We start from the raw sequence: 16,658 nt of genomic DNA, 5'->3' as shown, positions 1-16,658 counted from the left end.
ATAACTTCTGTCATTGCCCCCATTTCATGGAACTCATAGAAAGAAAGTTTGAATTACCGAATGTAATACGACTCATTGGTTGTGGTAAAGGCATTCAAATAAGTTGTTGAACAAAACGAAAAATAGCCACGCAAAATCAAACTTTGCGTGGCTATTAGTTTTATTGATAGTGCTCTTACTACACTTTTCTCTTTGTCGAAATGTCTTGATATTTCCTTTAAACAAAAGGATAGGGGAGTATTCGTCGTGTTGATTATTTGCGTTTTGGCAGATTAGCGATACCCGCTTTTATGATATTAATGGTAGATTTGTCTGTTGAGAACACCGAGTAAAGACCCTGTGGCTCTTGTGGTGGGTCGCACATATAGTCGTCTCCAGGCACCCATTGTTCGTGTTTGGGTTGCGCATGACCTCCCCAACCCCAGAAGTTACAACCCTGTAAGTATCCGCCCTTGGCTAAGTCGTCTGCTAATAGCGAGAATACATAGCTGTAATAGGCGTCTCGAGCAGTGGTTGATGATTGTTTAGAGAAAGAAACGCCATCTCGTGGATAACCAAATTCTTCCATAACTAGAGGCTTGTTGATCTTAGCACAGATATCCAAATGGCGGTCTAAATACTCTTTTGTGAGGTCTTTGGCACGTTGCATATTTAGCATTAGCGAGTCTTTCTTAGCCCAACCCCAATTGTAAGGCCAAATATGTATGTTGCAATAGTCTACATTTGGGTCGGAACAGATGCGTTGCCACGAATCATAATCGACCTCACAACCGAACGCTCCTTCTGAACCTATGCTCACTAAGTGTCGCTTATCAATGCTCTTCATTATGGATGCAGTCTTAGCTAACCATGCTTCGAACTGTGGAAGTGCAGCCTTATCGAATGCACGTGGCTCGTTACAAATCTGCCATGACATAATAGCTGGATCGTCCGTGTAGGGCTTTCCCGTATAGCGATTAGTGCGTTTGAGAATGAAATTGACGTGATTGAAGAAGAGTTGTTGCGCCTTTTGATTGGTAGCAAATTGCGATGCGTATTTAACGTAGGCAGAATATCCGACCTCGTTAGGCTGTTGTGCCTTGCCTCCACCTGCGTTTTCGAGGTAAAAACCATAGCCACCACTCCATTCCCAAGAGTTGTTTAGGTAGAGCACAGCTACCATTCCACGGCGTTGAAGCTGCAACATTAGATAGTCGAGACCATCTAATATGGTATCGTTATACACGCCTGGAGAAGGCTGTAGCACGGGAGATGCTTTCCACTTGATTCCTTCTTCGCCGTCACTACCCACCAATATGCGCAGATTGTTTATGCCTAGGCGTTTCATTTCGTCTAGTTCACGGTTCAGTCTTTTTCTGTTTCCGCCCTTTCCTTTCGATCCAAGTATGGCTCCATACCAATAGTTTGTTCCGATAAAGGTGTAGGGTTTACCGTCACGATAGAGCTTTCCGTTCTCTACCGTAACGAAAGATTGCGCCTTAACGGCACTAGCACAAAAAAGAAATAGTGCCATAATGAGGTATTGTATTTTATTCATTTCAGTTTATTTTCTTTATTAATAAAATAATGAGTGTGTGATGTTTGTTATCTTTTTATATCAACTTAAATGCACAACTGCAAATATAGTTACTTTGTTTGATATTTCATCATATTGTTTTTATAAATGATGTCTATAATGCAATTAATGTAAATAAAACGAAGGGCAGTTGAAATAAAATAACTATATTTGTAGTTGCGCACTTTTGTTTGACAACGTACAATTATAATACGAAATAAGAATATATGAACCATCTGACAAATATCACCGAAATAGAAGAGATTATCAGTAAGAACCGTCTGTGCTTATTTTATATTAAGGCTCCCGATTGTGGTGTCTGCAATGTTATGCATGGTAAAGTAGAACGATTAGTAGAGAACTATCCTCAGCTATTATCGTTTTATACAGACATAACAGAGGAACCCTTGATAGCAAGTCGATTCCTTGTATATGCTGGTCCAACCGTATTACTTATATTAGAAGGCAAAGAGGTCTATCGCAGTTCTCGCTTTATAGATTTAGAAGAACTGGAAAGAAAGATTGTTCAACTAATAGAGTTTTTGGAGTTATGAGGTTGCTTGGTGCTTATATATAATTTGTAATGTTTACAATGCAGACTTATTTCATCTTGTTTTTCTAACATCAAAAGTTGGTATTAAAAACAATATCAAAGCCACGAGAGGGTAAATAAATAGACAAAATGGGTGTTTGATGATTAGAAATGCTAACATAGTAATTCTGTTTACAGTTTGATATGTGTTATAACTAAATATAAATGGAAGAATGATAGATTACAACAACATAGCGAAGATGTATGCAGAAAGTAACGGGTATGACTCAGTGCACCCATCAGTTGAACGAAATGGCTACAGATATTTTTATATAGATTATGCCGTTCGCTCCCGTTATTTGAAGCATCCTCATATTATAAAGATCAGTCTTATAGGAAAAATTGAGCGGGTACTTAACTTTGATGAGATATATTGGGTTGTAAAACAGGCTAAAGAGCCGTTGAAAATGTAGTAATATTAAAGTGCTGTAGTGAATTGAGAGCATGTTTTAGTAATGCTCTTTTGTGCTACTAGAAATATTTTCATTTAGTTCTTATATCTTTAGTACGCTAGTTCTATTTTTGGTTTGCATTTCTTTCTTATTTTATAGTCTTAGAGTAAAATCCATAGTGTCTTGTTGTTTTCTTAGAATCATGGTTCGCCTATTTTGAGAGGATTGCAGAAAAAGTAATTTTCCTATTCAATGATTAGGTATTTGGGGGCCATATAAGCAGATGAGTTTCTTTGCCTTATAGTTTACTCCTCTATGACATTGGAGAATTTAGACCAATTCCGTGTTTTACGATAAATAGCTACGGTGCCTTGAGGCACGTAGAGAGTACAACCTTCAACTTTAGGAACTATGCGAATCTCAAGAGGTTCTAACCATTTAAGGTGAAGTTTTGAAACAGAACAACCTAAGAAGGCTTCAACTCCCATATTAACAACTGTAGCTGGAATTGTTAGTTCGTTCAATGTAGATTTTGTAGTGAAAGCTTGATTTCCAATGGAGGTAAGGCTTACGTTGGATGTAAGTTTGATATCTTGCAGGCTAATACATCCATAAAATGCTTTACTATTAATTTCCTCTACATCAGCAGGGATATCTATTGTCTTAAGGCTTTTACATCCAGCAAAGGCTGAATGGCCAACTATTTTCAGATTTTTAGGGAGAATAATGCTCTTCAAATTAGTAGCATTGGTGAAAACTCCCGATGGTATCTCACCATACATAAAAACATCTTCAAATATTTTGGATGAGTGCCAACCGAAATACTCATATGGATTTTGATTACCTGCAACTATATTACATTCTGAGAGGTCTATATCTACAGGATATTGGTATAGGCTTTCATTTGTATCCATGAATAAATTTCTCAACAAGATAAAATCAAGACCATTAATATTACCTATTAGTTTAAGCGATCTGATACGTCGAAGATTGGTTAAATCATTTCCCATGAGCACTTGTAAACAGCCTGGCTTCTCACATATTATGGTCGTTGTGTTAGTAAAAGGTGCAGGCTCCTGAACCAGACATGGGCCACAATCCTGATTTGCAGTTTTCCCATTGACTTTAAAATCAACAGAAGCAACTCTACCTAATCCCTCATTTTTATCAATGGCAACCGTTATTGCATATTCATTGTCACCACTTGGAATAGTCTTAACCACTTTTGCCCATTTACAATCAGTAGGAGAAATTCCTGCGGACAACTTTCCCTTTGCTTTTACATGAATTTCGACATTACCACCATCAGCTCCTTGATAATAGATTTTTTTATCTGTACTAACTTTTGGATTACCATCTTGAAAAACCTTTATAGTAACAATCGTTCCCTGCACTATGAAAATAACATTTCCCTCTCTTGATGAAAGAGTATTATTTTCCAAGATTTCAATGCTCAATTGCCCTTTGCCATTAGAAAAAATAACGGTCGGTTTTATCCAGTTTTCACTAGATGAACTTGATAACTCAATTTGAGTATCCGCAGAGAAATCAAGAGAGATTGTTTTATGTTCAAAATTAGTCTTGATGCCACCGTGAACTATTCTTGCTGCTTCTTGTGTCCAACTAATATCTATTTCCTGTTCATTATTATGGCAGGCTGTCATAATAATTGCACTCAATATGAGTAATAATTTTAGAGTTTTGCGCATAATGATTCTATTTTATAGTAAATATCTTTCAAGTAGAGTAAAGTTTTTTACCCCAGTTACTCGCTTAGAGTCCTATAATTGTATAGTTTTGAAGTATCATAAGAGATATTTTACGTTTGGGAAGTGACTCTACCCACTCCCTTATTCCATAATAATCCAATACTTCGTCTCCATACTCAGCATCGTACAGATTGTACGTTGTCAAATAAAAGTGCACAACTACAAATATAGTTATTTAACTTTATACCTTGTTGTTTTTATTAAAAAAAAAACTTTTGCTAATGGAATTTTGTTTTATCGTTTCTCGTATTTTCCTGACGAAGTTCCTTTACCTCGTCACTTGTTGCTTCACGGACGGTATCACTATCAAGGCGAACTTTGCCAGCCTCTATAAAATCCTTATCCCGAGTTCAGGTTTGATTAGGATTTACTGAATAATTCTTTTTTTTGTTGTTATTGTGCAAATATACTTTTGTTAATAATTATAAATCAATCCCCAAAACTTAATTGGAACTCAAGTTATGCACTTTTGTTAGGCAACGTATAATATTCTATTTTGGAGGAAACAAAAAAGGAATCTGTTCAATAACAGATTCCTTTTTCTTCTTTACAAGATAATTCACTTAATAATTAGTTCTCTTGTACAAACTTTCCGTTGACATAGTTCAATGTGTAGGACTTATTTTTGATTGTCTTCAATACAAACTTGTCTTCTTTGTATCTCAATTCACAGTTTCCTCCATTCTTTGAAAGAATAGTAACAGATTTTAAAATGCCATTCTTCCAGCAAATGTCTAGTTCAAAGTTACCTTTGGCACAAAGACCTTTCACCTCTCCATCTTTCCATACATCTGGTAGTGCTGGTAGTAAGTGGATGAATCCCATGTGACTTTGCATTAGCATTTCGGTTACACCTGCTGTACCACCAAAGTTACCATCGATTTGGAAAGGAGGATGTGTGTCCCAAAGATTATCTAGTGTACCATTCTTTAGCAGGTTTCCATAGAGCTTATATGCACGATTTCCATCGTGTAGGCGTGCCCATTGGTTGAGTTTCCATCCCATACTCCATCCTGTAGCTCCGTCACCACGATGATTAAGAACAACCTTTGATGCTTCTGCTAATGTAGGAGTTGTGATTGGTGAAATTGTATGTCCAGGATGCAATCCGAACAAATGGTTGACATGTCGGTGCTGATCGTTTGGATCATCAATATCTTTCGACCATTCTAACAATTGTCCATAACGTCCTACCTTATAAGGTGCGATTCTTTTTAAGACTTCTTCCCATTGTTTACGCTCCTTTTTATCTACGTCCAAGACCTTTGACGCATCGATGGCGTTCATCAGTATTTCACGAATAACAGCATGGACAAAGGTTGTTCCTTCGTCAATTGGGCCATGTTCAGGTGAAGTTGAAGGAGCTGCTGTGTAAGTTCCGTCTGGCTTTTTCCATAGATAATCTACTGCAAAGATGGCACTACTCTTGATAAGGTCGTAGCCTACTTCTTTTAAGAATTTCTTATCTCGTGTATAGTCGTAGTAATCCCACACGTGAGTAGCAAGCCACGGACCAGCCATCGGGTTGAAGTTCCAAGACATATCTTCGCTTTCCAATGGAGCTGTAAATCCAAAAATATTACCAGAGATAGAAGCAGTCCAACCTCTTGCACCGAAATAAGCTTGAGCTGTTTTTTCACCGGGCTTAACTAATGTACGGATAAAGTCTATCAGTGGGAGTGCACATTCAGACAAGTTTGTCGATCCTGTTGGCCAATAGTTCATCTGTATGTTGATATTATTGTGATAGTCTACACGCCATGGACCGTCTACATTGTTATGCCAGATGCCTTGCAAGTTTGCAGGTAGATTGCCAGGTCTTGAACTAGCAATCAGTAAATAGCGGCCAAATTGGTAGTATAGCTCTTCTAAATAAAAATCTTCCTTACCATTACGATAGTTTATCAAACGCTGTGGGGTAGGGATGTCTGAAGTTCTTTGTTCACTATTTAACATCAAAGAAACTCGGTTGAACAATGAAGCATAATCTTTGTAGTGTGCTTCAAGCAAAGCATCGTAACCTTGTGCCACTGCTTTTTGCATCCATGCAGCTGTGGTTTCAGATGGATTAACACCGACGTATGTTCTTGGGTTCTTATAGTCTGGATTGAAGTTGACTTTATAATCTGTATCAGCGGTAATCAAGAAGACTACTTCATTGGCACCATTGATAGTCAATTTACCATTATCATTATTGATAGTACCTCCTTGGTTTAGAGCCTTGATACGGACTACATACTCCATTTGGTTGTTGTCAAGATGTGCTTTAAACACTAAACCGTTCTTCCCGTCTGTTTCCATCTTGCCAGTCGATACTGGATTTGCTTCGTAACTGAATACCAAATTCTGCTTACCTGGTTGGTCTGCCTTAAAACGAACAACCATAATATTATTGGGATAGGAGATGAAATAGTTACGTTCATATCTTACTCCATCTTTCTTAAACTGTACCACAGCCAATGCTGAATCTAAAGAAAGAGCACGTTTATACTCGCTCGTCCCAACGGAACTCAACCCTGTCTCTATATAGAACTCGCCCATAGTTGTAAAGTTACCAAAGCGGAAAGGCTTTTCCTTCCAAGATTCATAGGGAACGGTACTGTTAAAGTTCTTGCGTGTTAACAATGCAGCCTTCTTTTCATCGCCCTCAATAAATGCCTGTCGGATTTCTTTTAAATAATGTGCAGACTGCTTGTTTACATTCCAATATGCTTCAGCACCTGCTGACGTGTTGGGACCACCACGCCATAATGTTTTTTCGTTAAAGGTGATGCGTTCAGCCTCTATAGAGCCCATAACGTTTGCACCTAAGCTGCCATTGCCAAGGGGAAGAGATTGAGATTCCCAATCGGCATCTGGGTTTTGAGCTGTATCACCTGCTGATATTGGTTTGTTTCCGCCTTTCCACTTCTCAGGTGTATGTCCCCACCAAATAGCTTTGTTTGCTAACGTTGTAGGTCTATCAAACCAGATGGTAAGCCCTTCTTTTATGTCAGTGGCGTTTGCAGATAATGCAAAGCTAGCCATAATTGCTAAATGAAATATTTTGTTCATTATCATATTTATATGAGAGTTCTATTGATTGTTTGATTATTGTAATTCCTATATGGGGAAATAGTGTTATGATGTTGAGAACAAAGATACTGAAATATTTTGTATAGTAAGTGCTTTCCCCTTTTTTTTGAATTGTTGATGTCAAAATATATCCAAAACTTTCTGAAACGTATATTAGTAATTTTATAATGTCAAAAAAATAGCTTGATGGCTAACTATAAAACAGTGGTAGCCTTGAATATGTATAAATGTTCTTTACTGCAGTTATTTCTTTGCACTTTTGTTTGAAATGCTACAATTTTGCCTCAAAAGTGTAGCCAGATTGTAGCCATTGTAGAGTATTTAGGGAGTATTTATCCCCTCTGCACGTAGTCTGAGAAGAAGAATGTATATAAAAGAAAAGTATCATAACAACTTGTAGCTATGATACTTACGTTTTTGTTAGGATTTCTCTATTGGTCTGTTCAGAGTACCTAATGCGGAGAGAGACTCTGTATATGCCGAATGCCTCAGGCTGCTTGAATAAAGAGGATATATTCACAACGATATTAAGGTACATAATGATATTCAAGTTGATAATACATACAGAAGTCTGTTGAACAGATTTGATGTTATTTTGACAAGTTGGTAAGCATGGAATTATATAGTATTTATTGTTATTCTGATGAAGAAAGTGAAAAAGAAACAAAAGTCAAGATAAGTTCAATATGAGCAATATATTTCTCTACCTCATATTCACCAAAGATTTCCCAAAAATCCATTCCTAGCAAGAATACATAGAATATTCTTGCAGGAATGGATCCCAATCTTTATATCTTTATATATGCTTATCTATTGGCTGTCTGCCACAGATAAGTATCTGCACAATGAACAGAGGCAGTTTGGTCGGCAATCATCAACTTGAAGTCGCCTTCCTCCAATCTCCATTTACCATCCCAACCTACAAAAGCCAAGTCGTCTGCCTTTAATTCGAAGGTCACAGTCTTGGTCTCACCTGGCTGAAGTTCCACCTTGTCGAAGGCACGGAGACGACGACCATCTGGCACCATGCTGGCAACGAGGTCGCTGCTGAACAGGAGAATGCTCTCCTTGCCTGCCACCTTGCCCGTGTTCTTCACATCCACGCTCACCTTGATAATGTCTCCATGGCGGAAGTCAGACTTGGAAACCTTCAGGTTGCTATATTGATAAGAGGTGTAGCTCAAACCATATCCGAAGCCCCACTGCTGGGTAATCTTTGCATTGTAGTCGTAAGCCCCTTCCATCGTACCCACCTCCTCACTCTTCTTGAAGTCGTAGTTAGCGAGCGAATTGATTTCCTTAGGATAGGTGTAAGGCATCTTGCCACTGAAGTTTGACTTGCCCGATACCAAGTTTACCAAGGCATCGCCGCCCATGTTGCCAGGGATAAGGATATCGATGATACCCTGTGCCAATGGTTCGATGTCGGCGATGAGACGTGGACGTCCTTCATTCAGTACCAAGATGACAGGCTTGCCTGTCTGAGCCAAAGCCTTGACCAGATTGCGCTGGTTTTCAGAAAGCCAGAGGTCTGTCAGGTTGCCCGGAGTCTCGGTATAGGAGTTCTCTCCAATACAAGCCACAATGACGTCGGCATCCTTCGCTGCAGCCACTGCCCCCAGAATCTGAGGTTCGTTCTCCTCCCAATACTTGCCCTTTTCATTATAGGTAACACCCTGGTTCAAGATAACATTCTCCTTGCCATACTCATTGCAGAATGCCTCATAGATGGTATTATACTTGCCGGCAAACTCATCGGCACGATGGCCCTGCCAGGTATAGCTCCATCCACCGTCCAGACAGCGCATCTGATTGGCATTAGGACCCGTGAGGAGAATCTTCTTGCCATGCTGCAAAGGAAGGATATTACCCTCGTTCTTTAGGAGCACCATACTCTCGGTAGCTCCCTCCAAGGCGAGCTTGGCAAACTCCTCGCCACCAAACTTAGGATAATTCTTCAGTTTCTGGGTTGGGTTCTTGAAGAGATCGAGACGGTACTTCATACGAAGCACACGGCGACAGGCATCGTCGATGCGACTCATCGGAATCTTGCCTTCCTTCACCAATTCTACAAGGTAGCCACAAGCATCGCAAGAATAAGGTTCCATTATCATGTCGATACCAGCATTGATGGCGATGCGGAGTGCATCCTTCTTGTCCTTTGCCACCATTTCACGAGTATAGAGATTGTTGATGTCTGCCCAGTCGGTGATAAGCACACCATCCCATCCTGTTTCTTCCTTCAGCCATCCTGTCAGGATTTCCTTGTTGGCGTGCATCGGCATACCGTTGACGGAAGCGGAATTCACCATCACGGTCAAGGCTCCAGCTTGCAGACCCGCCAGGAAAGGAGCGAAGTGCTTCTCTCGCAAGTTGGCAGGAGAGATATAGGCTGGTGTACGGTCTTTACCAGTCCAAGGCACGCCATAGCCCATGAAGTGCTTCATTGAAGTGGCGATGTGATACTGGTCGATGTTATTTGGGTCCTCGCCCTGGAAACCATAGACCATCGCCTTGCCCATTTCTGAACTGAGGTAGCAATCCTCGCCAAAGTTCTCCCAGATGCGAGGCCAACGGGCATCACGACCGAGATCAACGGTAGGACTGAAAGTCCAAGGCACACTCACCGCACGAGTCTCATAAGCAGTAGCCTCAGCCGAATGGCGAGCAATCTCACGATTGAAGGTGGCAGCTACATTGATGTTCTGCGGAAAGAGGGTACCGTCTTGTGTATAAGTAGAACCGTGGTTCTGATCGAGACCGAAGACGCAAGGGATACCGATGCGCTTCATCGAAATCTTCTGGATTTGCTCGATGTACTTCTCCCACTGCTTGGCGGTTGGTGCGCAAGTGTTAGGAGCGTTGAGGATAGAGCCAATCTTATAGCGAGAAAGGATAGAATCGGTCTTGTGCTCGTCGATATAGAACACACCGTTCTTGTCGTTGGCACCAAAGAGGTCGGTCACCAATTCCATCATCTGACCTATCTTTTCCTCCAAGGTGAGTTTCTTCAGGGTTTGTTCTACTTGAGCCTCTATCTTAGGGTCGCTCTTGATAACTGGAACATTTGCGCTGGTTGTATAAGCAAATGCCAACATTGAAATAGATAATAATAATTTCTTCATAAATTCAAAGGTTTGACGTTTTATAATAAAACGGAAATCTTTCTAATATTTTATTCGATAGTTACTTTCTTTACGGTGTAACCGTCACCCACGAGGAGGAAACCATCCTGCTCTGTCAAACGTTGGATAGATAAGTCGGTCAGTTCAAACTCCCATTTAGCGGGTCCATCCACCATGATGTCGCCACGTTCTGGGTCGCCCTTACCAGTAAGGATGTTGTTCCACCAAGCAGTGGCAGCAGTACCCTGACCATTTCCATTCACATAGACACGGAGGATGGTGCCAGCCTTCACCTTCGAGAGGAAGGTATCCTTCAATGCATCGAATGGTGTACCCCATGTCACGGCAAACTCACCTTCCCAGATGGTGTTTTCCATAGATGGGCGAGCCTCGGTGGTTACCTTGATGGTTCCGCCAGCAAACTGTACACCATTGCCATCTACCAATGTAATGTCGTAATCGCCATTGGCGAGGTCGGAAGGAGCAGTAACTTTCAATGTCGTACCCTCATCGAGAACTTCAAAGGCAACCTCCTTATCAGCGATGAGAACTTTCTGAACGAGACCCAGGCTCTTGCACTCGTGGATGGTTGTAGTTTTTCCTGGAGCTACCCAAAGCTCGATGGCATTGGTACCCAAGGCTGGGTCATCGGCAGCAGGAGTCACAGTAACGTTCAAGGTGCGGGATGTGGTCTTGCCCTTGGTGGTGGTTGCCACAATCTTCAGTTCATGATTACCTACAGGCAAAGTTTGGTCGATGGTAGTACCTTCGGCAATCTGAGTGCCGTCGAGCAACCATGTCACTGTGGTGTAGTGAACAGGAGTCACCTTGATTTCTAACTTATAATTTGTCTTGCGGTCTATCTTGGAATCAGCCAAGTCGGTGTTCAAGATACGTGGATCGTCATTTTCGCTGACAGTGAAGTATGGATCATCGTCAGAAGAGCAAGAAGACAAGGTAGATGTACCAGCCAGTGCGAAACTCATGGCGAAGAGCATCATCATAGCCTTCAAGACTTTTCCCTTATATTGTTTCATTGTCTTATTCATAATTAATTATTCTATCTATTGTCCTATAAAACTTAACATTTAAGACTTAACATTAAACGCTTAACACTACTTGCTGTATCCCTTTCCGAATGGCGGTTTGAAGTCTGGCTGAAGGTTTACATCAGCCTTGTCCCACCAGAGGCGCTTGTGCCAGTCGTCTGTACCACCCATGCGGTCGATGGCAGCCTTGTAGTTGGCACTGTTGTACTGACCTTCCAACTCAGGATACTGCAAACGGACAGGCATTGACCAGTTAGAATCTGTGTAAGTAAAACCATTCTTGGTTAAGAGGTCACGATTCAAGATGGCAGGATAGTCAGAGCGGCGCATGTTTGCCCAACCCTCAGAAGGGTTCATCATGTGGAGAATCCAAGCCTGGGTGTTGATGGTCTCCTTAGGATTGTCACCCAACGGATTATTGGCAATGAACGCATCTATCTCTTCCTTGGAAATCTTGTTGGATGTAAGATAGTGGTTGTTGAGCAACTCCATGCTGGCACGAACACCAGCCTCGTAGTGGCTCTCTGCATCATCACCCCCAACATTCCAACCCTTGGTTGCAGCCTCAGCCTTGAGGAACTCCACCTCGGCATAGCTCATCAAGTCGCCAGGACAAGAAGGCATCTCGAAGTCGATGTTCAGGCAAGGACGACCTGCTCGGGCTATATAATCAGAGTTGGCATAAGTGTTCTCGTCTATCTTTGCATACTTCTTCAAAGTGGGAAGGTCATCAATCGTAGCTGGATTCATCCAGTCTGTGTACCAGGTAGCACCAGGATTGCAAGGCTCTTCACCGAGATCCTTGCTCTGGAAGTAAGCCAGGAAATCATCGGTCAAGTCGATGTTCTGCTCTTTGTCTGGCTTCACCTGACTACGTTTGATATTGTAGTAGTGACGGCAGATGCGATAGAGGCGAGGGTCGTTGGTATTCTGCAACTGATAGAATAAGGTAGAGCATACCATGGTAGGCGATGTGGCATCCTGACCATAGAGAATCTCTCCTAAGGCATTGGTGCGGAAATCGTAGTCGTTGGCTCCATCATAATAAGTATAAGGAGTATCAGCATATCTGATGTAAGCATCATCTGCTGCACTGGCAATAGCACCGGCAGCAACAGCCTTCTCAAACTCTTCCTTTGCCTTCTGTGGATTAACATCTGAAATGCGCATGGCATAGCGCATACGGAGCGCATTGGCATACTTCTTCCACTTGGCTACATCACCACCCATGCTGGTGACATCACCAGAAATGCGGTCGGTACCGGTGCCAAGTTGCTTCTCGCAAGCGTCAAGCTCCTCAAAGAACCAGCTGTAGAGTTCCTCTACGGTATCATACTTAGGGGTGGAGATGCCTGAGATGTAACCCAGACCTGCCTCCAAACAAGGCACGTCGCCGTAGGTGTCTGCCAAGACTGCCGTGAGATAGACACGATGGATACGAAGTGCCGCATTCAAGTTTGTCTTGTCTGCTGAATTGTGGATGGCATCCACAAGGTTCTTGATGCTGACCTCATAGTAGCGGTCCCAGACACGACGAGCGATGTCGTCCTCACGGAAGTTGGAACCTGCATAGTTGGTTACGTTCCAACCACCAGCGAAATACTGTGGAAAACCTGAGATATAGTTACGGTAGGTATCCATCAAACTGAAGTCACCATAAGTCTGCAACAAAGCAGTAGTCAACTGTGCGTTAGGATCGAGCTCGCTCACCTTAGTATTGTCGGTATTGATGTTGCTCAAGGTTTCATCTGAGCAAGAAGTCATCGCAGTGCCAGTTGTCATCAGGGCGAAAGCCATCAGTAGGCTGCTCTTACCTATATATTTCTTGATTATATTGTTCATTTTCTTACATTATTATATATTAGAACTCTTCTAAAGAAATTGATTTATTTTTTCGAGATTAGAACTTCACGTTCACGTTTAAACCATAGCTCTTGCGAGATGGTAGAGAGCCATATTCCAGACCGAGACCAGAGGTATTGTAACTGGAGTCTGGGTCGATGTTAGGAATATTCTTCCAAATAATGAATGGGTTACGAGCCACGAAGGATACGGTCAAGCCCTTGATATACTTGCCCAGGATGCTCTCTGGGAAGGTATAGCCGAAAATAATCTCACGACACTTCACATAAGAGTTGTCGTAAACGAAGGCACTCTGCACGCCATTTGCCACATGCTTCCAGTAATCCTCAGGGTTCACGGCGATGTCGTTCTTGCGATAAGTACCATCGCCATTGTCGATGACACCCTCTACGACAAATCCCTTGCAGTTACCTGCTTCACGCCATGTGCCAAGGTCCATACCCGAAGCCTTGCGAGCCTCCTCGGAAGTGTACCACTCCTCACGACCTGCCAATGTTCCCTTTGCCTTACCTGTCTGGTATGCGGAACGCATGGACATTGAGTAGATGTCGGCACCTACCTTCACATCGAATGCAGCAGAGAGGCGGAAGTTCTTGTAACTGAAGGTTGAGTAGAAACCACCTGTCCAGTCCCAAGAAGAGTTGCCTATGGTCTTGATTTTTTGGTCAACCTTTGGAAGACCAGTAGCTGCATCGACAACCATCTGTCCCTTGTTGTTGTAGAGGAAGTCGTGTCCACGGATGGCTCCATAGTTCTCTCCTACCTTGGCACCAACAGAAACACCGCACCAGTATGCCTTCGCCAACTCGAAGTAGTCCATGCCATTGGTGAGCGACTTCACCTTGTTGGTATTCTTCGAGAAGTTGGCCCCCAAGTCCCAAGCGAAGTCCTTGATCTGCAAGGCACGGGCATTGAGGGCAATCTCGATACCCTGGTTCTGAATCTCACCGGCATTGATGAGGCGGTAAGCATAGCCAGAGGTGGTGGTTGAAGCCAAGCTCAAAATCTGGTCCTTGGAGTTCTGGTTGTAATAGGTGGCATCCAAACCCAAGCGTCCGTTGAAGAACTTCATCTCCAAACCTACCTCGTAAGAAGCTGTCATAGTAGGCTTCAAGTCCTTGTTTGGCTGTGTTGAGTTGGCTATCATACCGATAGTATAACCCGAGTAGCTGTACTTGCCCGTGGTGTAGTTGAGTGCCAACTGGTATGGATCAGTATCGCTACCTACCTTTGCCCAAGATGCGCGAATCTTACCGTAATTGATGAACTTCTTGTTCTTGATAAACTCGGAGAATACCAAACTACCAGATACCGAAGGATATACGTATGTATTGTTATTGGTAGGGAGCGTAGATGACCTATCGCCACGGAGGGTTCCCTCCAGATAGTAAGTATGTTTGTAGCCGAGGCTCGCACTGGCATAGAGGGAAGAAATCTGCTTCTTATATATGCTCTCACGAGTATTCTGCTCCTGATAGTTCATGATGTTCTGTATTCCATTCATCTGCTGGTTGAGACCGACGTTGGTAGTGGTCTTGTTGTTCACCTTGAAGATGTTACCACCAGCGGTAGCATTGATATCGAAGTCGCCCCATGAGTTGTTGTAGAGGGCGAGTATCTCGGCGTTGAGTGTGCGGTTGTTGAAGATTTGGTCGGTAAGCTTTCCGGCAGGAGTACCTGGAGTTGTCTTGGCGATGAAGTCCTCGAAGTTCATGCTGTTGATGTCGGTACCGATGGTACCCTGCAACTTGAGGTGGTTGTCGATGTTCCAGATGGCCTTACCCGTAAAACGGAACACGTCCTTGTCGGATGTATTGCTGTTCTTATAGAGATCCCAATATGGGTTCTTGTTATACTGGTCGTTACCATTCCAGTTGGAATAGTTGCCGTCGGCATCCTCATAGTGCTTCAACCAAGCCTGGTCGTAGGTACCCGCCAGAGTCATGAGGTTCTTACCCACGTTGCTCTGGGAATCGCCAAGGGCAGGACGATTCTTCACCTTCTCACGAGTATAGTTGGCGGTAAAGTCGAAGTCAACAGGACCTGCGGAGGTATTAACACGGAGGTTGAAGTTGTCACGACTCATATTGGTGTTAGGCAGGATGTCTTTGTTGCGCATATCGGTAACAGAAAAACGCATACCCGTCTTACCGGAATTAACAGAGAGGATGGCAGAGTTTTGAGTGGTGAAACCTGTGCGGAAGAAATCGGAGGCGTTGTTAGGGTGCATCAAGAATGGACGCTCCTCGCCATCGAAATACTTGAACATGAAATCATCGGCCTTAGGTCCCCAACTAGCATTGGTGCCAGAGGTGCTGGATGCAGGAAGCTCGCCATTGTAGCCAGCACCATATATCTCCTGGATGTCGTCCCACTTAGCCAACTGGGTATCGACAGTGTAAGAACCATTGTACTCCACGGAAATCTTATCCTTCTCCGCCTTCTTGGTCGTAATCAAGATAACACCGTGGGAAGCACGGCTACCATAGAGGGCAGAGGCAGCAGGACCTTTCAATACGGTCATCGTCTCAATATCATCAGGGTTGATGGCAGAGATTCCATCACCCAGATCATAACCGCCACTTTCACCAGCACTGCCAAAGTTTGTATTATCCAAAGGCACACCATCCACCACGTAGAGAGGCTGGTTGTTGCCTGCCATTTCTGTATTACCACGAAGGAGCACGCGGGTAGAACCAGAAGCACCGCCAGCCGTATTCTGCACGACGAGACCAGCCACCTTACCTGAAAGAGAGTTGATGACGTTGGTTTCCTTTGCCTTACTGAGTTCCTCACCCTTCACTTCCTCCAAGCCATAGCCGAGAGCCTTGCGGTCTCGTTTGATACCGAGGGCGGTGACAACTACCTCATTTAAGGCTTTACCATCCTCTTGCATCTTGATTTTCATACCATTAGCAGCTTTCACGGTCATCGTCTTGTAACCGACGTAGCTCACTTCGAGTGTAGCTCCAGGCTTGCAATTCAGTGTAAAGTTACCATCCATATCAGTAACGGCACCATTTGTTGTACCAGCCACCTTTACGCTTGCACCAATCAAGGTTTCGCCAGTGGCATCCACCACTGTACCCTTGATGCCTTGGTTCTGCTGAACGCTCATAGCAGCATTGCTCATCTGAGCAGCGAGGATGGCAGAAGCAGGCATCCACATCAAACCTGCACCGAACAGGCCGAGAAACATGGTTTTCTTTCTCATAATAGATATTTTGTTTTTAGTTTA

At 43.0% G+C, this 16,658-nt stretch carries 9 protein-coding genes; 1 reads left to right on the top strand and 8 read right to left on the bottom strand.

All coding sequences use genetic code 11. The annotated features are described in order from the left end of the window. Positions 1 to 253: 253 nt before the first annotated feature. Positions 254 to 1,537 carry a glycoside hydrolase 5 family protein gene (locus tag A3GM_RS0109565; protein ID WP_025830165.1) on the bottom strand — a complete coding sequence of 428 codons (1,284 nt, stop codon included), beginning with the start codon at positions 1,535 to 1,537 and terminating at the stop codon, positions 254 to 256. Positions 1,538 to 1,782: 245 nt separating this feature from the next. Here A3GM_RS0109565 and A3GM_RS0109560 point away from each other — a divergent pair, with 245 nt between their 5' ends. Further along, a complete protein-coding gene (locus tag A3GM_RS0109560) occupies positions 1,783 to 2,109 on the top strand; it encodes a thioredoxin family protein (protein ID WP_018363146.1) in 327 nt (108 codons plus the stop codon). Between the two features lie 735 nt (positions 2,110 to 2,844). On the opposite strand, the gene A3GM_RS0109550 is transcribed toward A3GM_RS0109560, so the two are convergent. The 7 genes from A3GM_RS0109550 to A3GM_RS0109520 form a co-directional block, all read right to left on the bottom strand. Then, the gene (locus A3GM_RS0109550; protein ID WP_018363144.1) at positions 2,845 to 4,248 is read right to left on the bottom strand and encodes a leucine-rich repeat protein; all 1,404 of its coding nucleotides are present in this window, start codon (positions 4,246 to 4,248) and stop codon (positions 2,845 to 2,847) included. Positions 4,249 to 4,312: 64 nt separating this feature from the next. Next, positions 4,313 to 4,465: a hypothetical protein gene (locus tag A3GM_RS11850; RefSeq protein WP_340139657.1), complete on the bottom strand. Its 153-nt coding sequence runs from the start codon at positions 4,463 to 4,465 to the stop codon at positions 4,313 to 4,315. A 413-nt stretch (positions 4,466 to 4,878) separates the two neighbouring features. Then, a complete protein-coding gene (locus tag A3GM_RS0109545; RefSeq protein WP_025830164.1) occupies positions 4,879 to 7,362 on the bottom strand; it encodes a glycoside hydrolase family 95 protein in 2,484 nt (827 codons plus the stop codon). Positions 7,363 to 8,189: 827 nt separating this feature from the next. Next, positions 8,190 to 10,508 (bottom strand): glycoside hydrolase family 3 N-terminal domain-containing protein, encoded by a 2,319-nt coding sequence (locus A3GM_RS0109535; protein WP_018363141.1) that lies wholly within the window; start codon positions 10,506 to 10,508, stop codon positions 8,190 to 8,192. A gap of 50 nt (positions 10,509 to 10,558) precedes the next feature. Beyond that, positions 10,559 to 11,557 carry a hypothetical protein gene (locus A3GM_RS0109530; RefSeq protein WP_018363140.1) on the bottom strand — a complete coding sequence of 333 codons (999 nt, stop codon included), beginning with the start codon at positions 11,555 to 11,557 and terminating at the stop codon, positions 10,559 to 10,561. A 66-nt stretch (positions 11,558 to 11,623) separates the two neighbouring features. Continuing rightward, a complete protein-coding gene (locus A3GM_RS0109525; protein ID WP_018363139.1) occupies positions 11,624 to 13,399 on the bottom strand; it encodes a SusD/RagB family nutrient-binding outer membrane lipoprotein in 1,776 nt (591 codons plus the stop codon). A 58-nt stretch (positions 13,400 to 13,457) separates the two neighbouring features. Further along, positions 13,458 to 16,634, bottom strand: a complete 3,177-nt coding sequence (locus tag A3GM_RS0109520; RefSeq protein ID WP_018363138.1) for a SusC/RagA family TonB-linked outer membrane protein — start codon at positions 16,632 to 16,634, stop codon at positions 13,458 to 13,460. Positions 16,635 to 16,658: the final 24 nt, after the last annotated feature.

It is taken from the genome of Hoylesella nanceiensis DSM 19126 = JCM 15639 (genome assembly GCF_000379965.1).
Taxonomy (GTDB): Bacteria; Bacteroidota; Bacteroidia; order Bacteroidales; family Bacteroidaceae; genus Prevotella; species Prevotella nanceiensis.
The sequence above is the reverse complement of the archived record's forward strand: the minus strand, read 5'-3'. Positions and strand labels throughout refer to the sequence as shown.